Below are 23,058 nucleotides of genomic sequence, written 5' to 3' on the forward strand. Positions count from 1 at the left end.
GCACCACCATCAATGCCGGCACGCTGGCGCTGGGCACGGGCGGCAGCCTTGCTGCAGTGGGTGATGTCACGTTGGGTGCAGGCGCTGGCTTTGATATTTCCGGTGCCGGCAGCAGCCAGACCATCGGCGCGCTCAACGGTGCGGGTGGCAGCACCTTGGCGCTGGGCGGCAATTCGCTCACCTTCGGTACGGCCGGCAACGCCGCGTTCGATGGCGTGATCAGTGGCGGCGGCGGTCTGATCAAGGCAGGCGCGGGCGTACAGATGCTGTCCGGAGCCAACACGTTTGGCGGCGGCGTAACGCTCAACGCGGGCGGACTGGTGCTTGGCAATGATGCGGCGTTGGGCACCGGCGCATTGACTGTAGGTGGTGCCGCCACGCTGGATACCACCGGCCTGGCAACGTTGGTCAACAACATCGCGCTCAACGCCGGGCTGACCGTGCTCGGGACCAATGCACTGACGCTCAACGGCGTCCTGTCCGGGGCCGGCAGCCTCACCAAGAATGGCAGCGCGACGCTGACCTTGAACGGCGCCAACACCTATACCGGTGGCACCAACATCAACGCCGGCACGCTGGCGCTGGGCGCCGGTGCCAGCCTGGCGGCGAGCGGTACCGTGAACCTCGCCACCGGTGCCACGCTGGACCTGTCTGCCGGCAGCGGCACGCAGCAGTTCGGCACCCTGGTCGGCAATGGTACGGTGAACCTCGGCGCCAACTCGATCGAAGTGGGCGGCGTCACCGATGGCACCTTCAGTGGCTCGATCGCAGGCACCGGTGGCCTGACCAAGGTGGGCGCGGGCATCGAAACGCTGACCGGGGCCAACACCTACACCGGCGGCACCTTCATCAATGCCGGCACGCTGGCGATTGGTCCGGGCGGCAGCCTGGCCGCGACCGGCGCGGTGACGCTGAGCGCTGCGGGCACCGGCTTCGACATCTCCACCGCAGGTGCCAACCAGACCATCGGATCGTTGAACGGCGTGGCCGGCTCGACGGTGAGCCTGGGCGCACAGACGCTGACACTTGGTGGTGTCGGCAACAGCCTCTTCGATGGCGCGATTTCCGGCACCGGTGGCCTGGTCAAGAATGGCGCCGGCATCCTCACGCTGGGCGGCGCCAACCTGTTCAGTGGTGGCGTTGCACTGAACGGCGGTGGCCTGGTGGTCGGCAACAACGCTGCGCTCGGCAGCGGTGCGTTGACGGTCGGAAGCAACGCGACGCTGGATGCAACGACCGGCGTCAGCCTTGCCAACAACATCGGGCTGGCAGCGGGTGCCAGCCTCGATCTGCTCGGCAGCCAGGCGCTGACACTGGGGGGCGTGATTTCCGGCACGGGCGGGCTGATCAAGGACGGTGCGGCCACCGTAACCCTGAGCGGTGCCAACACCTACACCGGGGGGACCACCATCAACAGCGGCACACTGGCAATCGGTGCCGGTGGCAGCCTCGCCGCAACCGGCGCGGTGAACCTGGCCGGTGCGGGCACGCTCGACATCTCCGCGGGTAACCAGGCCATCGGTTCGCTGGCCGGCGTGGCGGGCAGCACGGTGGCGCTGGGTGGCAGCACGCTGACTCTGGGCGGCACCGTGGACAGCACCTTCAGCGGTGTGATCGGCGGCAGTGGCGGCCTGATCAAGAACGGTGGGGGCGTGCAGACGCTCAATGGCGCCAACACCTTCAGCGGTGGCGTGGCGCTCAACGCCGGTGGCCTGGTGGTCGGCAACAATGCTGCGCTGGGCACCGGTACGGTGACGGTCGGAGGCGCTGCTACGCTCGATTCGAACACTGCGGTCATCCTCGGCAACAACTTCATCCTCAACAACGCGTTGACCGTCCTGAGCAGCAACAACCTCACCCTCAACGGCAACCTGAGTGGTACCGGCAGCCTGACCAAGGAGGGTGCCGCGACGCTGACCTTGAACGGCACCAACACCTACACCGGCGGCACCAACATCAACGCTGGTACGCTGGCACTGGGTGCGGGCGCGAGCCTGCACGCCAGTGGCATCGTCAACCTGGCCTCGGGGGCGACCTTCGATCTGTCGGCAGGAAGCGGCACGCAGCAGTTCGGTACCCTGATCGGCAACGGCACGGTGAATCTGGGCGCCAACACGCTGACGATCGGAGACGCCACCAATGGCACGTTCAGTGGCTCGGTGGCCGGCTCCGGTGGGCTGATCAAGGAAGGCTCCGGTACCCAGACGTTGACCGGCACCAACACCTTCACCGGTGGCACCACCATCAATGCCGGCACGCTGGCGATCGGCGCCGGTGGCAGCCTCGCTGCGACGGGTGCGGTGAACCTGGCCAACGCCGGTACCACCTTCGACATCAGTGCGGGGGGCGCGCAGGCGATCGGTTCGCTGGCAGGCGTGGCAGGCTCTTCAGTGGCGTTGGGTGGCAGCACGCTGACCCTCAATGGCGTGGGCAACACCACGTTCGCCGGCACCATCGGAGGGGCGGGGGGGCTGGTAAAGAACGGCGCAGGCATCCAGGGCTTGACTGGCGTCAACGTCTTCACGGGCGGTGTGACCCTCAATGCCGGTGGCCTGCTACTGGGCAACGACGGTTCGCTGGGAACCGGTGCGCTGACCGTAGGCGGCAACGCCAGCCTGGATGGCACCAGCGTGCTGACGCTGGCCAACACCGTGCAGCTGGCCAGCGGCACGCTGACTCTGGGCGGCAGCAACGCACTGACCTTGAACGGCCCGATCAGCGGCGCTGGCGGCCTGCTGAAGGATGGCGCGGCGACGGTCACCCTCGGCGGTGCGAGTACCTATACCGGTGCCACCACCATCAACAGTGGCACGCTGGCGGTGGCGGCCGGTGGCAGCCTGTCCGGTGCCAGCACGGTCAACCTGGCCGGTGCCGGTACGCTGGATATCAGCGCCGGTGGCAGCCAGAGCATCGGAGGCCTCGCTGGCGTGACCGGTTCCAGCGTGGTGCTGGGCGGTGCAACCCTGACCACCGGCGGCAACAACGGCAGCACGACCTTCGCCGGCGTGCTCAGTGGTACCGGCGGCCTGGTGCAGAGCGGTACCGGCACGCTGACCCTGAGTGGCGACAACACCTATACCGGAGGCACCACCATCAACGGTGGCAGTACGCTGCAGATCGGCAGCGGCGGCAGCACCGGTTCGGTGCTGGGCGACATCACCAACAACGGCAGCCTGGTCTACAACCTGGGTACGATGGCCACCGTCGGCGCGGTGGTCAGCGGCAGCGGCGGCTTGACCCAGGCCGGCAGTGGCACGCTGGTGCTGACCGGCAACAACAGCTACACCGGTGGAACCACGATCAATGCCGGTGGCACATTGCAGATCGGCAACGGCGGTGCGACCGGCGCGATCGTCGGCGACATCACCAACAACGGTGCGCTGGTATCCAACGTGGCCGGCAACACCACGCTCGGTGGCACCATCAGCGGCAGTGGCGGCCTGACCCAGGCCGGTGCCGGCACCGTGACCCTGACCGGCAACAACACCTATACCGGCGGCACCACCATCAATGCCGGTGGCACGCTGCAGGTGGGCAATGGCGGTGCGACCGGCGCGATCACCGGCAACGTTGCCAACAACGGCAGCCTGGTGTTCGACGTTGCGGGCAACACCACGGTCGGCGGTGCGATCAGCGGCAGTGGTGGCCTGACCCAGGCGGGCAGTGGTGTGCTGACCCTGGTGGGCAACAACACCTACACCGGCGGGACCACCATCAATACCGGCGGCACGCTGCAGGTGGGCAACGGCGGCGCGACCGGCGCCATCGCCGGCGACATCACCAACAATGGCGCGTTGATTTCCAACGTGGCCGGCAACACCGCGCTGGGCGGCACCCTCAGTGGCAGCGGCGGCCTGATCCAGGCCGGCAGCGGTACGCTGCTGCTGACCGGGACCAACACCTATACCGGCGGCACGACCATCAACGCCGGCAGTACGCTGCAGCTGGGCAATGGCGGGGCAACGGGCTCAATCGTCGGTGATGTCACCAACAACGGCACGCTGGTGTCCAGCGTGGCGGGCAATACCACGCTGGGCGGCACCATCAGCGGCAGTGGCGGCCTCACCCAGGCCGGCAGCGGTACGCTGACCTTGACCGGCAACAACACCTATACCGGCCCGACCACGATCAACGCGGGTGGCACGCTGCAGGTAGGCAATGGCGGTGCGACCGGTGCCATCGGCGGCAGCGTCACCAACAACGGCAGCCTGGTGTTCAACGTAGGCGGCACCACCACCGTCGGCGGTGCCATCAGTGGTAGCGGTGGTCTGACCCAGGCGGGCACCGGTACCGTGATCCTTGCCGGCAACAACACCTATACCGGCGGCACCACCATCAACACCGGCGGCACACTGCAGGTCGGCAATGGCGGCGCCAGCGGTGCGATCACCGGTAATGTCAGCAACAACGGCAGCCTGGTGTTCAACGTCGGCGGCAACACCACGGTGGGCGGTACCATCAGCGGCAGTGGCGGCCTGACCCAGGCCGGTGCCGGCACCGTGACCCTGACCGGCAACAACACCTATACCGGCGGCACCACCATCAATGCCGGCGGCACCGTGCAGGTCGGCAATGGTGGGGCCAGTGGCTCGATCACCGGCAACATCACCAACAACGGCGGCCTGGTCATCAACACCGGTGGCACCACCACGCTTGGCGGCAGCATCACCGGCGGTGGCAGCATCGTGCAGGCCGGCCCGGGCACGCTGAATCTGGGCGGCAACAGTGGTGGCTTCAGCGGCACCGGCCAGGTCACCGGCGGCGGTTTGAATGTCACCGGCACGATCGGCGGCCAGTGGACCATCGGCAGTGGTACGACCCTGTCCGGCACCGGCACCATCGGGGGTACCGGTGGTGGCGTGACGGTGTCCAGCGGCGGCGTGCTGTCGCCGGGCAATGGCGCGGGCAATGGCAGTGGTGCAGGCAATGGCACCGGCACGATCACGGTGGGCGGCAATCTGAACCTGTCACCGGGCAGCACGCTGGGCATCGACCTGGGCGCCACCGGCAGCGACACGGTGCAGGTGGGCGGCAGCGCGAATGTGGGCGGCAGCACCGTGCGGGTGAATACCATTTCGCCGAGCACCAGCTACCAGCAGGGCCAGCAGTACACGGTGGTCAATGCGGGCGGTGGCGTGAGTGGGCAGTTCGCCTCGGCAACCTCGCCGTCGGCCTTCCTGACCATCACCCCGGTCTACACCGCCAACACGGCCAACCTGCAGATCGACGTGGCACAGACCGCAGCGTTCACCACCGTGGCCAACACGCGCAACCAGTACAACACCGCCGCGGCGCTGGACAGCCTGCCGCAGAGTGGCGCGGCCCTGGGCCTGTACAACACGGTGCTGATGTATGACGCCGGCACTGCGCGCAGCGCATTTGAACAGCTCTCCGGTGAAGTGCACGCGGCCAGCCGCGCGGTGCTGCTGTACGACAACTACCTGGAAGAAGGCATCCGCCAGCGACTCGGCAGCGAGTTGCCGACCGTGCGTGGCGAGCGCGCTTCGGCCTGGCTGGCCGGCAGTGGCAAGGTGTTCAGGCAGGATGGCGACGGCAATGGCGATGAGATCCGCGCCAATCGCAATGCGCTGATGGCCGGTGTCGACTGGCAGCTGGGCGAACATGTGGTGCTGGGTGCAGCGGCCGGCAACGAACGGCTGGATACGCGGCTGTATGATCGCAGCTCGCGTGCCCGCCTGCGTGGCAACACGTTCGGCCTGTATGCACAGGGGCAGTGGAACAACGGCTTTGCGGTGGGTGGCAGCGTGTCGCGCGGTGACTACCGCACGCGCGCCACGCGTGAAGTGCCGTTGTTGGGCCAGACCCTGTACAGCCGCCAGGATTCCGATGTGACCATCGCCCAGGTGGAAGGCAGCTGGACATGGACCCACGGCAGGACCCAGCTGCAGCCCTATGTGCAGTTCACCAAGCACTGGGTCGACAGCGATCGTGCGGTGGAGCAGGGCGGCAGCGCGGCACTGGTGCTGGAAGGCGGCAAGGACACGCTCAATGTCAGCACCGTGGGCGTGCGTGGGCGCTGGGACGTGGGCAGCGGCGAGCGCTTCCCGGCGCAGCTGACGGTCGGCCTGGGTTGGCAGCATGCGTCGGGGGATACCGATGTGGCCAGCCGCAACCGCTTTGCGGTCGGTGGCGATGCCTTCGATGTCTACAGCGCGGTGATGGCACGCAATGCCCTGGTCAGCCAGGTGGGCGTGGCGGTCGGCCTCGGCCGCAACAGCCAGCTGTCGATGTTCGTACAGGGCCAGCATGGCGATGGCCGCCGCGATGTGGGTGGGCAGATCAACCTGCGCGTCGGGTTCTGAGCAGGGGATGCCTGCGGTAGATCCACGCCCTTCGTGGATGGCACCGGGGCGGGAGCGCTAGAGCTCCCGCTCCATTTCAACGGCGTCGATCCCGGCGCCATGCCCATCGGGCACGATGCGCGTCACCTGGAAACCCAGGCCGGCATAGAAGCCCTGGGTGTGCTGGCTGGTGCTTAGCGCGATGCGGTCGATCGACGGATCGCTTTCAGCCTGGTGCAGGCGCGCGAGTGCCAGTTCGCGGCCCAGTCCCTGGCGGTGCAGCGCGCGCTGCACCATGCCCCAGCAGAAGCCGGCGCTGCCGTCGCTACGGCGCGAGAGGCCACCACAGGCGACGACGTTTCCATCGCGCTCGATCACCTGGAATGCACAGTCCGTGGCCTGTTCGCGCAGGAAGCATTCAAAGTCGCTGCGCTCTTCGGGCGCGAAGTAGGTGGGTACGTTGCTGTCGAAAATCGACAGGCAGGCGCTGGCATCGGCGGGGCGGTAGAGGCGGAGATTCATGGGAAATGCGTGGAGTTGCCCGGCTGCATTTCAACCGTCCAGACGTTGGGAGGGGGCGAAAGTTCAAGGGTACATGGAGCGATGCCAATCCCTTTACAGGTAACGTGTCCCCACTCGAATGATCGTGCGGAATGCAGGCGCCTGAACCAGGCGGGTGCGTCGGTGGCGGGCAATGGCGAGGCGCATCCGGTGGCGATGGCGTGCAGTGGGGCGCAGTGGCTTCTGGGCTATGCTTTCCACACGTGGGACTGACCGCGCGGCAGGATCCGCCGGCCCCATTCGTCTTCCCGCCTGCAACGGAGCTGCCCAGCGATGCCCGACCCTTCTTTTTTCCGGACTGCCCAGCTCATGCGCGGTCTGCTGTTTGGCGTGGTGGGTCTGTTGATCCTTGCTGTGGCCACCTTCGAGGTGACACATCGTCTTGAGTTCCTGGAGGTCGCGCAGGCCGTTGATGGCCAGGTCGAGCGCCTGAACGCCGGCGGATCGCATCCGCAGGTCGCGTTCACCACCGCGACCGGCCAACGCGTCTCGTATCCGCAGGGCGGCATGATCTTCGGCTATGAGCCTGGGCAGCCGGTACGCGTGCTGTACGACCCGGCGCAACCGCGGCTGGATCCGGTCCTGGACACGTTCGGTGCGCTGTGGGGAATGACGGTCGTGTGGGTGCTGCTGGGGCTGGCGTTCGTCGGCGCCTGCGTGCGGGGACTGCTCCGGCGCAGATGACCTGCGGCGGATCGCGCGCCGTCGGCGGGCGGGCCGTTGGACCGGCCACGACGGCAGGCCCTGTTCAGTCCGGTAGTACCTGCGACGATTCCCGCCAGCCAAACAAAAAAGCCGCCCACTGGGCGGCTTCTTCATTTATCTGGCGGAGAGAGGGGCCAATTTTTCGATCCAATCAAGATAGCGATGGCACGCTGACCCGCGACATTCAGAAGCTGCGCGCCAACGAGCGGTCGGCGCTCTCGCTGGCTGAGGAATATGAGGCAATGGAGGGTGAGATTGCGGCTGAACTGCCTCGCCTGGAGCTGGAACTGGCCGAGGTTGCGAAAGACTGCCTGAGTGCGAAGAACGCCATTGCAGTGAAGCTGCCGGCCAGGCCTATGGGCAGTTGCTGGAGCAAGTGGTTGATAGCCTGGCAGTAGCCTTTGCCTTGTTCTCTCTGGCGGAGAATGCGGGCGTGGACAATCGGCAGTCGGCGAGTGCCGAAGAATTGGCCAGCCGGTTCTTTGTCCGCCTCGGCAATGCGGTGCGCTCGCGCATGGACGATGCCACAGTGACCGAGCAGGTTGCGGAGCGCTTGGCATTGCCGCCGATGGATATGAGTGAGGTAGATATGCAGCTGGCGGGCAGTGTTGCCGCACGTATCAGGCGGCGGGTAGCGCTCAATGCAGAGCACACGGCGTAATGGATCCCTACGCTTCAATCAGCCTGAGCGTATTCTTCGCTGACATGCTCTCTCGTTTGCATGCACTGCAAATCGCTCAAAGGTGGCAGTGGGGGCCGCAACCTTCTGCAAGCAATACAGTTGACGGGGCGACAGGGGCATAACGAACCCCCTTGGCATTGAAAGAGGGATGGCCAACCGCCGCTGACGTGATTGATTGGCGGCGGTGTCCATTCCGGCGAGGATGTTATATGGGGAAATGCCTGCGGGCTATACAGGATGCAGTTTGGAACAATGCACTGCCCCCTCATATTCCTCGATGCCAATCAGCCACGACTATCGCCCCATGCTGGCGGCTCTGGCCTGAGTATCCTGCTGATGCTGTTCCTGCAGTTGAGTGACCTGCGATTGCTGTTCCACCTGGCGGCTAGCCACTTCGTATTTCTGCATCGATTCCTCAATCGGGGCTTTCACTGCCTGCTCGGTGGGCATGACCGCACGCAGATGGGCAGGATCGTCCAGCTTTCCCTGGACCACGAACACGTTGTGCGCGGCCGGATGTACTGAGGTGGCATTGCTCAACACCACATGATCCACTCGTGTCAGTCCACTGTTCTTTGCCAATACGAGCAGGCTTGCCGTCATGCGCTCGCTGGTCGCATCGAATTCACGTCCATGCTGTGTGTCCAACTCTGCAACGCCGTCGCGGATCTGCCGATACAGTGGGTCGGCCTGCATTGCAGCCATTGCAGTTGATGGCATTGCCGACTGTAGGGAAGGCGTCGCACTCTCTGCATCGGGCGGGCCTACTGGTTGGTCGAGCGAGGACCGCACGGTCTGTTGCGGGCTATCGTTGCTGATAGGAGAGTCCCGTTCCTGGGCTCGGCGGATGTCCTCAGTCGTGGTCACGGCCGCAATGGTGTAGGTCTTGCCATCGGACGCCAGACGCAGATTGGCAATAGGGCTGGCCATGTTGTAACCGCCATCGGCGTTTCGCTGCACCTGCAGGGCAGTGGTGTCGGGGTCCAGACCTTGAGCGGCCTGTGTGGCCTGGACTGCTGCCGCGCTCGCTGCCAGTTGTTCTGAACCCAGGGCAACCCCGGCGTTAGCGTAGGCGCCCTGCAGCGTGTCGCGCATGCGCTCATCGGCCGTCATCGGCGACGGGCTCTGTGTCGCTTGAGGTGGAGGTAGCGTGGCGGCCACTACGTCGCGGGTGGCATCCAATTCGGCGCGCAGATTGCCGGTGGCAGTGGAATCGTAGATCACTCCTTCGCTGACCCAACGGCCGTCCGCCTGACGCTGATAGCGGTTATCGTCGGAGGCGGTCACCGCATCCAGATCGGTGCGCGCCTGCTGCACAGCTTCGGGTATCGAGCCATAGGATGCCCAGCCATTCTGGGCATACGCTGCTTCGTAGCGCGCCGCAATTGCCGGTCGGCTGTTGGCAGCATTGTGCAGCACGACCTGGGCGGCGGCCTGATCGAGCTCGGCCGCTCGTTCTGGACTGGCCACGTCAATTCGGGTCTCACGCTGGCCAAGTTCATACACGGCAGTGGTCACCTCGCGCTGCCACTGCAGACCATCGGCTGTCCGTGTCCACTGTGCCGGATACCAGCTTTGTGGGTCACTGATATTGGCGGGCTGTGTGAACGGGTCGCGCTGACTGGGCGGGCTGCCCAATACCAATTTCACTGACTCGCTGGTTGCCTGGTAGTTCAGCTGGTTGGCAAGGGCCGGTGGCGCGCGCAGCACGCCACTGGCTGGGTTGTTTACGCCGTCGTTGGTGCTATCCACAGGCGCGGATCGCTGCCAGCCCTGATCGGGATGGTCAGGATTGTAGGTCCAAGTGTTCCCCAGGCTGTCGGCCTGGTTGTAGATTCGGCGGTTGTCCGTCCACTCGGCGATCTTGTCGCCCGCGAACGCGCCCGCTATGCCACCGACGGCCCCTGTGACCAGCAAACCCGGGCCTGACTCGACGCCAGCGACCGCTCCGACCGTCATGCCCAGGCCAGCACCGGCAAAGCCACCAACGCTACGTGCACCGAAGTGGATGAGCCCGGATTCTGCGGCAGTGTCATTGCGTTCACCGCGCAGACGGCTACTGTTGCGCAAAGCCTCACCGGCGTCATAGGCATCCAATGCTAGAGCTGCGATGCCCAGCGCGCTGCCTGCGCGTATACGGGTGGGGCGAACGCGAACCGTGTGATCGATATCGACCATTTCCCGCGCCTGCCGGTCAAGCCCCTCGACCACTTGGGCTTCGCTTCGCTCTGTTAGCAGGTTCTCTCGTGTGGGAGGAGAAACTTTGTCGTTGTGGGGCAGTGTCTGTGGCAAATCACGGTGCCAGGCCTGTTGCTCCTGCCAGCCATCGCGCAGCTGGCGCGTCAGGGCGGGATCTTTCAGTCGGGCTTCGCGCGCCTCTTGCAACGCAGCCCCAGGCAACTTCGGGCTGGTGTGGCTGTCGTACAACTCCTTGCCTTCACGATTGAAGATGCGAATTTGCACATCGGTGCGTTCGTGCACCAGGTCCAGGCTATTGGGCAACTTCTCGTAGATCGCATCGCGAGCACCGACGGGAACGTAGCGGCCGTAGCCATTGCCGTCTAGACCGCCTGCAAAGCGCTGCTCAACCCCGAGCTCGCTCTCAAGCTTCGCAGAAGCAACGGCGCGCACCTCCACCGCGTAGCCCTTCGATTGCAGGTCCTTGATCAGTTCAGACGACCACTCGCCGTTGCTCAACGTGGTGTCGAAGATCAGGTTCTTCTTGCCCGCAACGGTGGCATCCAACAGCTTGTCAGCCCATGCGCTGGCATCAGAGTGGGTGTACGAGGACCACGTGTAGGGATGGTTTTCCCGGAATTTCTCAATATCGGGATGGTATCCGCGCAGTTCATCAGGGTCGATCTTGATGACATCGTACTGAAGCTCAGTCTCGGCCCTTCCCGCCAAACTACCTTTACCTGCTCCGGGTTGTCCCGCGAGGATGATTGCCTTGGGCTTGGATTGTGAAGAAGCTTGAGCGAATCCGCTGCCAGGAACGACTTTCTCTTCGAACACATGGGAATGTGTTGCTGCGTCAAGACTACCAGCTGGCGCGTTCATTTAAACGCCCTTGTTCGATTCGAAGTAGCCCCAAAGATCATTCATCAATCCGAGCCGCATTCCTCCATTGCCAGAGCGGGCTCGGAACATAAGAAGTTCTTTTGCCTTCGCCTGTTCAATTGCCGCCGGATCGCCACTGGCTTCGGCCGCCTGCAGTTCTTTACGGGCTTCGTCGATGAACGCATCGAGCGCAGCCTCTAATGCCCAAATAGCCTGTTCAGACATGGGCGTGCCCTTGAACGGATTTTGGACGACGCGATTCAAGTCAGCTTGCAGCGTCTCGATATGCTCCGGATAGTCTTTGAGCATGTCCCGAAGTTTTTGCGGTACGGGAGGCGGAGAAGCGTGTCGCATGGCAGGTCCTTCGTGGGGAGGGGGCTTCCGTTCAGTGCAAGAGACTACTCGATTGAGGGCCGAGTATAGGCAACAGTGATCAACTGCTGCCGTGAAGCGGGTCACGTAGGTTGACCGGGCTCGATCCGGTCGTGCCGTACCGCTGATTCGGCGTCGTTCCTACGTGTGGAGATGGTCGCTGGAGCATATCGCCACTGCGGCAGCGACGAGCTGGGCTGTGTCAGCGCCAAGCCGTGGGTGGTCCGGCATGAGCAGCGGTTGCGCGAGGCGTGGTCAGCACCCGCTGCTGGCAGGAAGGTGGGCAGGCGAACAGGCTAGCGAAAGATCAGTGCCCGCCACTATTTGGTCAGAATGCCGGCCAACTGCGGTTGCGGGGCTCGCGGCACCGGGTGCTCGGTCGGGGGCATTGCGCCGCCGCCATGGGGAGGGGCTTTGAGCTTGCTGTAACACCGATAACACCTGTGTTACACCGTGGTCGGGATCGGCGAGGGTGGCGTAACTGTTTGATTTAAATTTTATATTAGACTGGTGTAACACCGGCCACACTTGTAACACCGAAAAACATCAATGTCGGAAACTGTTACTGGAATGCGGGTGTCAGTCTGACGACAGAGATGGCTGGAAGGCACTGTGGCACAAGGCATTTCAAGGAAGCTGTTGGCAAATCTGGCAGTGCGATGCTCGCCACACGTTTTCTGTTTCAGACCCTCAATTCATAGCCTTCCTGAAACACTGTCAGTAGTAGAAGTTTTCTTCTTGGACACTGTTGGACGCCTTGTTTTCGCTTCTTCCTGGTTCTGCGAATTTGGCTCCCGTCGGTGGCTGATGCCCCTGCCAGATACCCCTTTGGTGCGGGGTTTCGCAGGTAGTTGGATGCCCCCTCAATGTCATCCATAGCCTTGCTGGGCCTACTCCTGGCCTTTGTGCAGGTGGTGCAGGAAAGGCACCCTATGAAGTGTGCAGGCGTGGCGGGGAGACGAGTGCGCACGCCGGGGTACGCACCGCGCTTGACCGCCTGCGCCCTCCCATCTGCTCAACTGCCTCTCAACCGCTTCTACGGGCCGCTGACGCGCAGCGCGCAGCAGCTCTTGGTGTTGGTCGCTTGCCTGGGCGCTCATGCTGCTACGCGCGCTCAGGACCTTGCGCATGCGGCACCTCATTTCGTTACGGCTGTCAGAGGCGGTGGCGAGGGAGCGGCGTGCTTCGCGATGCACGCAGGTCGGTCATCTGAAACTGCTTGCGTGCACTCTCGCTTCTCCAAGTGCAGCGCTCTTGCTGACTATCTGGATTGCCGTCCCAACGCGCAGGGCGCGCTGCTGATAGGCCAGGAATCAACGGATTGACGAAGTATGGGTCGGGGTATGGGGTCACATACGAACCCAAGAAAAAAGCCCCTGAAATCAGGGGCTTAGTTCGCAACTTGGCGGAGAGAGGGGGATCGGATCGACCCGAACCTAACCTCTTGACCCTGCAGCAGATCGCAAACCGGACATGTGTCCTATGTTGTGACCCCCGATCTTATCACCCTCGTCCGCATTCCCACTGGACAGATGGGTAACTCCAAGCAATCACGCTATTCTTAGCCTGAAGGACCACGGGTTGCTGAAGGCCCGTGTCGCCAGCGACGGGGCGGCGTTTATTGACCATCGGAAGGGGCGATAGAGTTGAATAAAGAACTAATTATTGAGTTTCAGAAAGAGCACTTCGATGGAAGCAGCTGTGTTGTCGAGGGGCTAACTTCTGAGGTCAAGGCGGCTCTGGGATGTGATCTGGATGATGAGCTGGTGGTGGCCCTTGTCGGTGCACCTACTGGTTCTCATATTAAGGTTGGATTGAAACGTCAATGGACCGATGAGGAGATTCCGGACGGGGAGGAAGTCCCCGCTGGGATCGTCTTCGTCATAGCAAATGACCGATACTTTGATGAGCCCGCAGAGGTAGTCGTTTTTTTGGATGGGCTTGTCAACAGGATTGGCATTTATTTAAAGCTAATAGTGTTCAAAAATAACCCGGGCCTTAAAGGTATTGCGGGGCACATGATCCATGTAATGGCAGAGGCAGCCGGCAAGGTTCCTGGTTCATCTCGTCTTAAGCTATGGGCCGCTGGCGGTCTCTTGTGGGAGGACATGGCACCAGGGTTGAGATGGGGTGGCTATGTTGCTTGGCCGAAATACGGTTTCGATTGCGTCATCCCCAGTCCCACGAGGGCTTTGTTCAAGCATTTCCCTTACTACCCGGCTGGACTTGATGCTTGCCGTTTGGTTTCTGAGCTGATAGCATTGGATGGCGGAAGGGACTTTTGGAGGTTTGCGGGAGAGGGTTCTTACATGAACTTTGATCTCTCGCAAGGTTCTAAGTCTAGGTCCACGTTAGATAAGTTCTTACAAGGCTGGAGGAGCAAGTGATGGCTAAGAAGAGAGGTCTCATGGCGCGACTTTTCAATCTCGATCAGCCTTCGCGCAAGGAGAAGGCTTTGGTCAAGCTGCCTGTATTCAGCGAAAAACGAGCTAGGCAGGTCACCACTCCATCTGAAATCAAGAAAAGTCGCATCTACGCAAATGTCCCACTCGGGATGGAATAAGAAAAGCTCCCGCGAGGGAGCTTTTTTTTTTATTGGCACCTGTTGAGGATTTATTAGGTGTCTAGGCGAGGTGGGGTGTGGTTGGCTGACTGTCGCGTAAAAAATCGGTTGATCTCAGTGCCTTCGCGCTGAGAGATCGCTGGTATAGCGCTCTTGCGCCTAGTCTGGAAGCTTTCCGCTTGCCCTATTGTGGTCGCCGGCTCGGTTTTTGTCTGGTGTCGATCCTGCGCCCTCTGGTGCTTGCTGGGTTAGCTGTGCATACATCACGAACAGGAATATTAGCAATCCGCTCAGGACAGGGAGGGCCCCGACAGCGCCCAGCAGGGTGAGCACGGTCATGGGGAACCGCTGCCTCCAAGCGAAACCGGTATTCCTAGCCTGATTGACCTGGGCTTCGAAGGGGTGGAGCCGAGCCGCCTTCCGGTTTGCGCGTCAGGCCGAGAACGGCCCAACGACGCATCCGCAAGGTCCGATGGGAAGCTGGAACAGCCCGCAGGAGATTTACCGCAACGCCGTTGGGCGGACCAGGCTGAAAACAACCCCGCCCACCACCGGAGCCACGACGTGCGCCGGCACCAGCGCCAAAGCCAGCAAGCTGAAGATCGCCCGGGCTTGCTCCGGATGAGGCAGCAGGTCGGCAAAACCCATGCCCAAGAAAGCGGCCACGTGGGCAACCACCACGATCACCCAGGTCACGAAGAACCCTTTCCAGAACCCGCCGCGCTGGGGCGATGGTGGGGCGTACGGGTGCCGTTGGGCCTCCTCGTGACGCCGGTAAGCGCGGGCGTTGATCCAGTAGAGAAGCCCCAGCACTGCCCAGGTGGCCAAGCCACCGCCAATGGCGAGCCAGCCCAGCGGGGCTCCCTGCTGCAGGGCCTCAAGGCCGCCAGCCAGGAACAACAGGCCGGCGCCTCCCAGCAAGACCGTCGCGCACCCCACATGAGCGTAAGAACGCGTCGTCATGGTGGCCTCAAAGCTTGTGGGCGGTCCACTCGCCGGACGCTTTCGAAAAGCGGACCGGCTGAACGAACGGCCGTGCTTGGGCGACGCCGCCGATGTCCAGGACGACCGAACCTCCTACGTCGCAAATCACTCCCTCGGTCGTTTCCGATTTCTTGCAGCCGCTCAGGCTGAAGTCTCGGTATTCCTTCACCCAGACTTGGCTGCCGAGCACCCTCTCAAATTCGGCGGTGATGGCCTTCTTGGCCTGCTCGTCGGAGGGCTTGCTGCCGCAGGCCGTCAAAGCCAAAGTGGTGGTCATGCCGAAAGCGATGGTCCTGATCGTGTTCATGAGGATCTCTTCCTGGTTGAGGTGGGGTCTTACTTGTCGCGGTTGCCGGCCGGATCGAAGCCGGCGATCCACATGCGCGTGTCGCGGAATGGCGTGAGCATTCCCGAGGGGCCGGGATACAGGTCGTCCGCCCGCAGGAAACCGGAGACCCAAGCGGAGCTCAAAGCCACTTTTCGGGCCTGCCAAGCCACGCCCTCGCGAGTCGTGCGCACGTTAAACGGTTCCCTGGGTGGGGTAGGGCCGGTGGTTCGGTCGTCGCCGGTGTTCGGCTTTCCAGCGCGAACCTTCAGGCCCACCATCAGGTCCGTGGTGGCTTTGGCCCGCGCGTTGCTGTTGAGCTCCGCTTCCTCGCCCAGGTCGTCCCGGATGGTCAGCGGGGCGTCGGCGCATGCCCGGAAAATCTCCGTGGTGGAGGCGGTAGCGCTCGTCCAGATCCGGGCTTCCACCGTCCAGCAAGGAAGGGAAGCCCCCCATTCCGTGTAGGTTAGCGCGACCCGCGGCCAGTCCAGTCGGCCCTGCTGGGCGGCCTGGTGGTCCTCGTTCTTATAGAGCCCGTTGATGCGGCCAGCACCACTGATCGGGGTGTAGAGCGAACCAGTGGCCGACGCGGAGTTGGTTGCCGGCTTGGCCCCGAGTGCTTGCTGGCTGGCGTCTTTCAGGCTCTTGCCGAGCTGACGGAAGAAGCCGGGCTTTACGGGATCCGGCTCACTGGAGGACGTGCCCTGCGCCCAGCCCAAAACGCTGGGGATGAGGAGGAGAGAGAAGGTTGCGGCAAATCCATGCGATGAAAACTTCATAGGGACTCTCGTGAACCAGCATCAACGCTGTATCTGCCAATATGGCAGATATGTGCGTTATCATGCTAGTCAGTGCAGACTTGGAGGTCAGCCTTCAGTCAGATCTCCATGCCTGCATCCCTTCCTCCGGTCTCCGTCTTTGGTCGTCGCCTAAGAGCGGCCCGGCGCGTCGCGGGGTTGTCGCAGGTCGAGCTCGGAGCGTTGCTGGGTATGAACGAAAAAGCAGCGTCGTCCCGTCTATCCCGGTATGAGCGCGGGGAGCGTGAGCCCGACCATGAGACCCTGTCGGCGCTCAGTGAGGCATTGGGCGTGCCCCCGGCATACTTCTATGCCAGTTCGGACGTGCTGGCCGAAGTCATTCTTCTTGTGGCCCGACTGCCGGCCGAGCGGCAGCAGGCAGTGCTAGATCTAATCAAGGACCATCTGACTTCAGAAGCGCCTTCGCGCTAGATCAACGCTATCGCTCAAACGGCGCTTAGGTGTGGAGTGCTTACCGCGCATCTGGCGGGGACGTGCAGCAAGCACGCCACATATCGAGGAGATATCCCGTTTCTTCCTCTATGCTCGCCTGGCTTCACTATTCCGATCACCTTGACAGATGACCGGAGGCAGCCTTTGCATCGTTACTTGAGAAGGCTTGGTACGTGTTGAGCGAGCTCTTCGCGATTCAAGAGAACAATCTGTTGCTCGTTTCCTGGCAATTCGCCCGTGGAACGATGAACTCCGAGGCGCCGTAAGAGATAGTAGGCCAAGCATTGCCGAGTTGTGATGGCCAATTGTCCGTCAACCATCTCGTAGTCGAGCTCTATAGCCCTTCTCTGCCCTGGGGATAGGTCCGGATGAGGGCCTACCATGATGGTTAGTAGGCGCTCCCACTCGTCATCCACTTCAGGAACGTGCTGGGCAGGCAGGGGGGCAACATAGTCCAACACACGAGCGAACACAAAGTCGCAGAATGCTTCACGTCGATGGCAAAACGCGCGCACGTGCCAGCGCGCGCCGTCGTAAGCTAACCCACGTGGACTGATCTGGCGGAGCGTCGGCTCAGCTCGACTCATAGATTGATAATTGATCTCGATGGCACCGCCCGTTCGAATCGCCTCCAACACTGCTCGCAACAGCTCGGCTTGGACAGACCTGGTGGGATGGCGAACAATCGCGGTCTCTGGCACGTCCGCTAAAAAGCTGGCGTCCGCAGAAATCATGCCGTTGACCAGCGCGTAGAGCTCAGCCAGGTATCGGTCGCTTGTGGCGTCTGTCAGAAGCGGTTGGAAGCCGGGCGCAGCGCGATACAACTTATCGCTTCGATCATAGAGCATGTTCCCGGGCGCTTGGGCCTGGTACTCACTCAGGTCCAAGGAGGCTTGAGGGACCGAAATTCCAAAAAATTCGGTCAACGAAGAGCGGTTCAAGCGACCGCTCCACTGCAGTCGGGAGTCTATGAACTCGAGGCGTCGGTCTTGACCCCAACGACCTCGACGGTGAGGAACGGCAGACTTCATTGTCTCATCTACATTGAGAAAGGGTTTATTCACTATCCGCGTATTGACTAAGTGCATCTAGTGAGTGTACTTATTGTACACCGCGGGCCGCTCCGGTGTCCGCCATAGCGCTAGGACTGCCCGATGACTCCGATGCTCACCTTCTTCCCTGTTGGAAACGGCGACATGACGTTGGTCCAGCTTGTCGACGGGAGTGCCATCCTGATCGACTGCAATATCCGTTTGTCTGCGGATGACCCTTCTGACTCTACTTCGCGAGATGTTGCCAGGGATCTTCGCCAGCGTCTGAAGTTGGACGAAAACAAGCGCCCTTACCTGGATGCATTCTTGTTGAGTCACCCGGACGAAGACCACTGCCGGGGTCTTCGCAAGCATTTCTACTTGGGGAGGCTGGAAGACTATCCAGACGATGATAAGCCGGCTGCGGAGAAGCGGATCATTATTCGAGAAATGTGGTCCTCGCCTATCGTGTTTCGCCGGGCTTCTAAGTTGCATGTGTTGTGCGACGACGCCAAGGCTTGGGCAACTGAGGCCCGTCGTCGCGTCGCTCGCTTTAAAGAATTCGGATGGGCTGGAACCGGAGATCGGATCCAGATTATGGGTGAAGACAAAGGCGAGAAAACCAAAGGTCTAGAGGCCATCTTGGTCCGCAGTGGTGAATTTGTCACCAAGATTAACGGCGCCTACAGCCCTCACTTTTCTGCTCACTTGCTGGCGCCGAGTTTGGTGTGCGATGACGATGAAGAAGTCTTGCTGCGAGCGAAGAATCAGTCCAGCGTCATCTTGAACATTGAGGTCAATGCAACCTGGGCTGGTCATACCAAGTTCCGTTTTCTGACCGCCGGTGATGCGGAGGTGGCGATCTGGGAACGGCTGTGGAACAAGCATAGTGAAGCGCCAGAGGTGCTGGCATATGATGTGCTCCAAGCCCCCCATCACTGCTCCTGGCGTGTGCTGTCGTGTGAAAGTTGGTCGGATTGTGGTGAAGAGGCTGAGGTCTCTGCCGGCGCGCGCTCTGCCCTTGGACAGGCGCGTTACGGGGCCAAGATTATCGCCAGCAGTAAGCCAATAAAAGACGAGGATAGCGACCCACCCTGCACGCGTGCTAAGCGGGAGTATGAAGATATTCTCGAAGACAAGTTTGGCAAGTTCCTATGCACCGGCGAAACGCCCTTTGCCTGGTCGCCCAGCCCCATTGAGATCGAAATCACCACTGACGGCCCGCGGGTTTGCCCGGTGGAGGCGGCGACGGCTGTTGCTGCCACTGCCGCCGCCGCCGCACCGCGGGCTGGGTGCGTTTAAATGAACGATTACTTCGAATGGGGTGAGCCGGTCGCGCAGGCTGAAGCTTCCGTTGAAAGCCAACGGTTTCTTGAGTTGCTGGAAGCATGCCGGAATCATTCCGACATAAAGTTCTTAGAGTTGCGCCGGGGGAAGGACCCCAAGAGTCTCGGGATCGTCGTTGATGTGGGAGACGGCAGTGTCGCCCCAGGCAATCCGGTTGGTATCCGGCCAAGGGAGCGGCTTTGGCTGGGCTTCGATCAATCGGGGAAACGGCCGCCAGAGGTCCGCGCTCTGCGACGCGACTTTCCAAATCTACTTCATCTAAATGCGGTGCCTACAAACGAGCCGGCGTCCCTCTGCTTGTATGAGAATTGGACCTTTGAAGAGCGGCAATGGACTGCCCAGCGTCACTTACGCCGGATCCTATGGTGGTTGCGCGAGAGTGCTAAAGGTTCTTTGCACGCGACTGATCAGCCGCTGGAGCCATTGTTCTACGGCACTGGATATACTGTTGTATTACCCGCATCGTTCCAAGCCCAAACCGCTGACGACCTTGGGGCCATACGTCTGTCAGTGCTAGAAAGAAATCGCCTAGGTCTCTGCCTCGTTGCGTCTGACTCCTTGAATGCTACTAGCCAGATGGCAATCCAGCCGTTACTGGTCAATCTTTCGCCTGTAGAGCACGTTCCGATTCAGCGCCCGCCTAGTGACTTGGGCGGCCTTGACGAAGCGTTGTATTCCTTGGGTGTGTCCATAATCGAACCACTAAGGGAATCATTGTGTCGTCAGTTTCGAAGCAACTCGGCGGCCGGACGGCCGAGCGGCAAAGTGCTTTTGATCTTACGGTTGCCGCGACTTCGCGGCAGCCAAGTGGAGCGCATCGATACATGCGCATTTCTTACAAGCATCGACATTAATAGATTGGGGCTTCAGATTGGAAGCCTCTTCCAGCCGAATCCTGGTGGCGCTCCATTCGCCGTTGATCCGCTTCTAGGATCAACGGCAGGAGCACCCGATGATAGGTGGAAAGCGGTGGAGATTGTGCTCACCGAGATCAAGACCATTCCCGTTCGCTCAGAGGCGCGAAAACTCTCGGGTATCTCAGCGAGTGAGGGCGATTTCTCTGCTGTATTGGCGGGGGTAGGAGCCTTGGGTAGTGGGCTGGTGGATACTTGGGTTCGGGAGGGGTGGGGAAGGTGGACGTGTATCGATCCAGATTATGTTGAGCCCCATAACTTGATCAGGCACATTGCGACTTCCAAATCCATTGGACATGCTAAAGCCGTCTCAGTTTGTGCTCAGCTCGGGCTTGTATTTGGGACAGAGGAAGCCACGCCATCCCCCATCGTCGCTGAAGCCAGTGACTGGTCTGACCCGGCAGTGACGGCGGCGTTGGCGGGAGCAGATCTTCTCGTGGATGCCTCGACGACCATCAACGTGCCCAGAGATTGGTCTGAGCGCGAGCTGCCTCGAAGTGCGTCGGTGTTTTTTACCCACAATGGCTTAAGTGCCGTGATGCTGCTTGAAGATGCTGAGCGGACCATTCGCCTTGCGTCGATCGAGGCGCAGTATTACAGGGCTGTTATCAATGAGGAGTGGGGCGCTGCGCACTTGCGACAGGGGGATCAGGTGCGAGTTGGTCGTGGGTGTCGTGATCACAGCATTCAGTTGCCTGCCGATCTAGCAAAGCTTCATTCAGCTCAGCTTGCACGGCGTGTTCGAATGGGAGTTGTTGACGTGGATGCGTGCGCGCAGATTTGGACGCTAAACGATTCCACAGGTGCCATCTCTACTGACTTCATCAAGCTGAGAAAATCAAAGCTCGTGCAGAGGGGCGATTGGAGTGTTCGTTGGGACGAAGGTCTGGAAGATCGACTTCGCCTGATTAGATCGGAGCAGTTGCCAAACGAGACCGGTGGAATCTTGGTTGGCGTAGTTGACCAGGTCCTGCGAACGTTGACTCTTGTGGATGCTTCAGCGGCACCCGCTGATAGCGTTGCAGACACCGTCAGCTTCGTGCGAGGGAAGGAAGGAGGGCAGGCTTATGTTGACCGGTGCGAAGCGCTTACGGCGGGAATGGTGAGCTATGTGGGAGAGTGGCACGCTCATCCCGAAGGGTGTTCGGCTAGCCCTAGTGCAACAGATGTAGTGCTGCTTAGCACGCTTGCCGAACGCCTGGCAGCCGATGGTGTTCCTGCGCTGATGGTGATCGTTTCTTCCAATGCGATCAGCATCTCGCTTGGACAAACTGTTGCCGCCATGAGCAAGTAGCTTGTAGATGCAGCGTAGATGATAAGGTCGTGCCTGAATGATAACCCCAAATCCACTAATTGAAATGATTCCCTTGGTTGCTGATCCGTATGAGCGCAAAGCTAGGCTTGCACCAGCTCTCATTGTGCTGATGCCATTGACGGTATCGTTCATCACTGCCTGTCGCGAAGAGTTGGATGCCATGAGGATTCTGGCTGCAGTGTTGGTGACCTTCTGTGCACCTTTTCTATTTTGCAGCATCGTGAGGTTTCAAGGTAAGCAGCTAGAGGCGAAGCTGGTGATTAGATGGGGTGGACTGCCTTCTACAATTTTGCTGCGCCATCGAGATGCGCGTTTAAACCCTCAGGTCAAGATGCGTTATCACCGGGCTATCAGGGACAAACTTGGGTTGCCCTTGCCCACGGCCGCGAGAGAACGCAACGATCCCCGCAGCGCCGACCACGCTTATGAAGCGGCAGTGGCGGTCCTTCGAGATAGATCTCGGGGCACCGAATCGCTAGTTCTTAAGGAAAACATTTCTTACGGTTTTTTTCGAAACATGTCCGCGCTGCGACCGTTCGGTATTGCTGCTTGTATAGCGGGGCTAGTTGTTGGGCTTCATATGGCTGACGTTTTGACGCTGAATCCTGTGGGAGTTGCCTGGGGAGCACTGTTGCATCCCGGTTTCGAGGGGGGCGCCACGCTACTGATTTCGGGGATGCTGCTGTTGCTATGGGTGACCAGCTTTAGTCACTCTCGCGTCGAGGGCGCTGCCTATGCGTATGCCGAGCGTCTCTTGAGCGCTCTGGATAGGGTGCCGTGATGTGTCAGCAGCATGCAATTGATAAGATGCTCCGACCGTCCACCCGAGACTAACTTTCTTTTTCAAAGGCGAAGCCCAGCAGCCTTTCTAATGCTGGCGACAAGTGGAGCGTGTTCATGAGCATCAAGCCAGGCCCTAAGCGCATCGCCAAGTCGACTGGTAAGCCGGATCAGCGTCAGCGGGACAACAAGAGCACGCCGGGCAACACGCCTGGGCTCAAGCCCCATAAGCATAAGAAGGGCGCGTAAAAGCGTTACAGATTGGCTCGTTCTTGCCCTTAGCGTTTTGCGGGGCTTGGGGGATCTGTCGGCGGCACGGCGACAGATCCCTTATTAAAGCTTACTCGGATCACCCAATTGTTCCGCAAACTGCCCACGCTGGTAACGCGGCAATTTTACGCTGGGTCGATACAGCTCAAGGGCGCTGAACTGCTTGCTGCGGGTCACCTGCGGCTTCGTGTGCAAGTAGTGCTTGCGCAACACTTGGACCCGATCCCTCGGATCAGTGCCATGACCGGTGACCAGTGCAGTCTTCTTCCCTGGAACGTCGCTGACTTCGGTTCGGTGGCCAGGGTGTGGCGGCAGGCGTGGAGCCCAACTTCTTTGGCGAAAGCTAGGCTCTTAAAGTAGCGGCCAAAGTCCGCCACGAACTATTGACGCACGGCCATTAGGCAAGTATTAGCCCAGCGCACCGCCAGCGCCCGAAGAGCGCTGGCATGGTTCATGACCCTTATTGTTTACTAGATCAGAAAGTCAGTGGCTGACTTGCCAGCTTGGACGAGCGCCGCCATCCACTTGGGCTGTCTGCCGCGCCCAGTCCAAGTCTCGTTCGGATTGGCCGGGTTGCGATACTTCGGAGCCACCTTG

General features: G+C 61.2%; 17 protein-coding genes and 1 pseudogene. 9 read left to right on the forward strand and 9 right to left on the reverse strand.

Annotated elements, in window-relative coordinates:
* Positions 1-6,323, forward strand: a 6,323-nt coding sequence (locus HMPREF3114_RS21400; protein ID WP_256337634.1) for an autotransporter-associated beta strand repeat-containing protein, incomplete at its 5' end; no start/stop codon positions are given.
* Between the two features lie 57 nt (positions 6,324-6,380).
* On the opposite strand, the gene HMPREF3114_RS06465 is transcribed toward HMPREF3114_RS21400, so the two are convergent.
* Positions 6,381-6,824: a GNAT family N-acetyltransferase gene (locus HMPREF3114_RS06465; RefSeq protein ID WP_005415487.1), complete on the reverse strand. Its 444-nt coding sequence runs from the start codon at positions 6,822-6,824 to the stop codon at positions 6,381-6,383.
* Between the two features lie 312 nt (positions 6,825-7,136).
* Here HMPREF3114_RS06465 and HMPREF3114_RS06470 point away from each other — a divergent pair, with 312 nt between their 5' ends.
* Genes HMPREF3114_RS06470 through HMPREF3114_RS21410 form a run of 3 tightly spaced genes read left to right on the forward strand, consistent with a single transcriptional unit; the run spans position 7,137 to position 8,229 of the window.
* The gene (locus tag HMPREF3114_RS06470) at positions 7,137-7,547 is read left to right on the forward strand and encodes a DUF3592 domain-containing protein (protein ID WP_305366805.1); all 411 of its coding nucleotides are present in this window, start codon (positions 7,137-7,139) and stop codon (positions 7,545-7,547) included.
* Complete coding sequence (locus HMPREF3114_RS21405; RefSeq protein WP_235642911.1) at positions 7,544-7,966, forward strand: hypothetical protein; 423 nt, start codon at positions 7,544-7,546, stop codon at positions 7,964-7,966. Before HMPREF3114_RS06470 ends, HMPREF3114_RS21405 begins: the two co-directional genes overlap by 4 nt.
* Positions 7,945-8,229, forward strand: coding sequence for a hypothetical protein (locus HMPREF3114_RS21410; protein WP_229766043.1), 285 nt, complete (start codon positions 7,945-7,947; stop codon positions 8,227-8,229). The genes HMPREF3114_RS21405 and HMPREF3114_RS21410 overlap by 22 nt, the downstream gene beginning before the upstream one ends.
* Positions 8,230-8,544: 315 nt before the next feature.
* On the opposite strand, the gene HMPREF3114_RS06480 is transcribed toward HMPREF3114_RS21410, so the two are convergent.
* Together HMPREF3114_RS06480 and HMPREF3114_RS06485 are read right to left on the reverse strand one after the other, a co-directional pair.
* Positions 8,545-11,310, reverse strand: coding sequence for a zeta toxin family protein (locus HMPREF3114_RS06480; protein WP_083297576.1), 2,766 nt, complete (start codon positions 11,308-11,310; stop codon positions 8,545-8,547).
* On the reverse strand, positions 11,311-11,619 hold the full coding sequence (locus tag HMPREF3114_RS06485) for a hypothetical protein (RefSeq protein ID WP_005415493.1): 309 nt from the start codon (positions 11,617-11,619) through the stop codon (positions 11,311-11,313).
* Positions 11,620-13,328: 1,709 nt separating this feature from the next.
* Between HMPREF3114_RS06485 and HMPREF3114_RS20920 the strand changes: the two genes are divergently transcribed.
* On the forward strand, positions 13,329-14,069 hold the full coding sequence (locus tag HMPREF3114_RS20920) for a hypothetical protein (RefSeq protein WP_046982825.1): 741 nt from the start codon (positions 13,329-13,331) through the stop codon (positions 14,067-14,069).
* 677 nt (positions 14,070-14,746) lie between these two features.
* Here the strand turns inward: HMPREF3114_RS20920 and HMPREF3114_RS06490 are convergent.
* From HMPREF3114_RS06490 to HMPREF3114_RS06500, 3 genes are read right to left on the reverse strand one after another with little or no spacing between them, the layout of a single operon-like run.
* A complete protein-coding gene (locus HMPREF3114_RS06490) occupies positions 14,747-15,208 on the reverse strand; it encodes a hypothetical protein (protein ID WP_070489382.1) in 462 nt (153 codons plus the stop codon).
* Positions 15,209-15,215: 7 nt separating this feature from the next.
* On the reverse strand, positions 15,216-15,536 hold the full coding sequence (locus HMPREF3114_RS06495) for a hypothetical protein (protein ID WP_070489384.1): 321 nt from the start codon (positions 15,534-15,536) through the stop codon (positions 15,216-15,218).
* Between the two features lie 29 nt (positions 15,537-15,565).
* Positions 15,566-16,333, reverse strand: coding sequence for a hypothetical protein (locus HMPREF3114_RS06500; RefSeq protein ID WP_070489385.1), 768 nt, complete (start codon positions 16,331-16,333; stop codon positions 15,566-15,568).
* Between the two features lie 108 nt (positions 16,334-16,441).
* Between HMPREF3114_RS06500 and HMPREF3114_RS06505 the strand changes: the two genes are divergently transcribed.
* Complete coding sequence (locus HMPREF3114_RS06505) at positions 16,442-16,783, forward strand: helix-turn-helix domain-containing protein (RefSeq protein ID WP_070489386.1); 342 nt, start codon at positions 16,442-16,444, stop codon at positions 16,781-16,783.
* A gap of 173 nt (positions 16,784-16,956) precedes the next feature.
* Here HMPREF3114_RS06505 and HMPREF3114_RS06510 read toward each other — a convergent pair whose 3' ends face one another.
* Positions 16,957-17,745 (reverse strand): helix-turn-helix transcriptional regulator, encoded by a 789-nt coding sequence (locus HMPREF3114_RS06510; RefSeq protein ID WP_256337635.1) that lies wholly within the window; start codon positions 17,743-17,745, stop codon positions 16,957-16,959.
* Between the two features lie 213 nt (positions 17,746-17,958).
* Here HMPREF3114_RS06510 and HMPREF3114_RS06515 point away from each other — a divergent pair, with 213 nt between their 5' ends.
* The 3 genes from HMPREF3114_RS06515 to HMPREF3114_RS20925 are packed head-to-tail and all read left to right on the forward strand — an operon-like array spanning position 17,959 to position 22,192.
* Positions 17,959-19,137, forward strand: coding sequence for a ComEC/Rec2 family competence protein (locus tag HMPREF3114_RS06515; protein ID WP_070489390.1), 1,179 nt, complete (start codon positions 17,959-17,961; stop codon positions 19,135-19,137).
* Positions 19,138-21,390, forward strand: a complete 2,253-nt coding sequence (locus HMPREF3114_RS20570) for a Mov34/MPN/PAD-1 family protein (protein ID WP_083297577.1) — start codon at positions 19,138-19,140, stop codon at positions 21,388-21,390. It abuts the gene before it with no gap.
* Positions 21,391-21,427: 37 nt separating this feature from the next.
* Positions 21,428-22,192, forward strand: coding sequence for a hypothetical protein (locus HMPREF3114_RS20925; RefSeq protein ID WP_141750789.1), 765 nt, complete (start codon positions 21,428-21,430; stop codon positions 22,190-22,192).
* 332 nt (positions 22,193-22,524) lie between these two features.
* Here HMPREF3114_RS20925 and HMPREF3114_RS21590 read toward each other — a convergent pair.
* Both HMPREF3114_RS21590 and HMPREF3114_RS20575 read right to left on the reverse strand, forming a co-directional pair.
* Positions 22,525-22,847: pseudogene (locus HMPREF3114_RS21590) on the reverse strand (integrase); the annotation flags it as partial.
* An 84-nt stretch (positions 22,848-22,931) separates the two neighbouring features.
* The coding region (locus tag HMPREF3114_RS20575) for an H-NS histone family protein (RefSeq protein ID WP_141750791.1) at positions 22,932-23,058 on the reverse strand (127 nt) is incomplete at its 5' end.

It is taken from the genome of Stenotrophomonas sp. HMSC10F07, from assembly GCF_001807895.1.
Classification (GTDB): domain Bacteria; phylum Pseudomonadota; class Gammaproteobacteria; order Xanthomonadales; family Xanthomonadaceae; genus Stenotrophomonas; species Stenotrophomonas sepilia.

Excerpts from the sequence above, each read along its gene's own strand:
- HMPREF3114_RS21405 (WP_235642911.1), top strand. The coding sequence starts at position 7,544 with ATGACCTGCGGCGGATCGCGCGCCGTCGGCGGGCGGGCCGTTGGACCG.
- HMPREF3114_RS06495 (WP_070489384.1), bottom strand. The coding sequence starts at position 15,536 with ATGAACACGATCAGGACCATCGCTTTCGGCATGACCACCACTTTGGCT.
- HMPREF3114_RS06480 (WP_083297576.1), bottom strand. The coding sequence starts at position 11,310 with ATGAACGCGCCAGCTGGTAGTCTTGACGCAGCAACACATTCCCATGTG.
- HMPREF3114_RS06515 (WP_070489390.1), top strand. The coding sequence starts at position 17,959 with ATGACTCCGATGCTCACCTTCTTCCCTGTTGGAAACGGCGACATGACG.
- HMPREF3114_RS06505 (WP_070489386.1), top strand. The coding sequence starts at position 16,442 with ATGCCTGCATCCCTTCCTCCGGTCTCCGTCTTTGGTCGTCGCCTAAGA.
- HMPREF3114_RS06470 (WP_305366805.1), top strand. The coding sequence starts at position 7,137 with ATGCCCGACCCTTCTTTTTTCCGGACTGCCCAGCTCATGCGCGGTCTG.
- HMPREF3114_RS06500 (WP_070489385.1), bottom strand. The coding sequence starts at position 16,333 with ATGAAGTTTTCATCGCATGGATTTGCCGCAACCTTCTCTCTCCTCCTC.
- HMPREF3114_RS06465 (WP_005415487.1), bottom strand. The coding sequence starts at position 6,824 with ATGAATCTCCGCCTCTACCGCCCCGCCGATGCCAGCGCCTGCCTGTCG.
- HMPREF3114_RS06490 (WP_070489382.1), bottom strand. The coding sequence starts at position 15,208 with ATGACGACGCGTTCTTACGCTCATGTGGGGTGCGCGACGGTCTTGCTG.
- HMPREF3114_RS06485 (WP_005415493.1), bottom strand. The coding sequence starts at position 11,619 with ATGCTCAAAGACTATCCGGAGCATATCGAGACGCTGCAAGCTGACTTG.
- HMPREF3114_RS20925 (WP_141750789.1), top strand. The coding sequence starts at position 21,428 with ATGATAACCCCAAATCCACTAATTGAAATGATTCCCTTGGTTGCTGAT.
- HMPREF3114_RS20570 (WP_083297577.1), top strand. The coding sequence starts at position 19,138 with ATGAACGATTACTTCGAATGGGGTGAGCCGGTCGCGCAGGCTGAAGCT.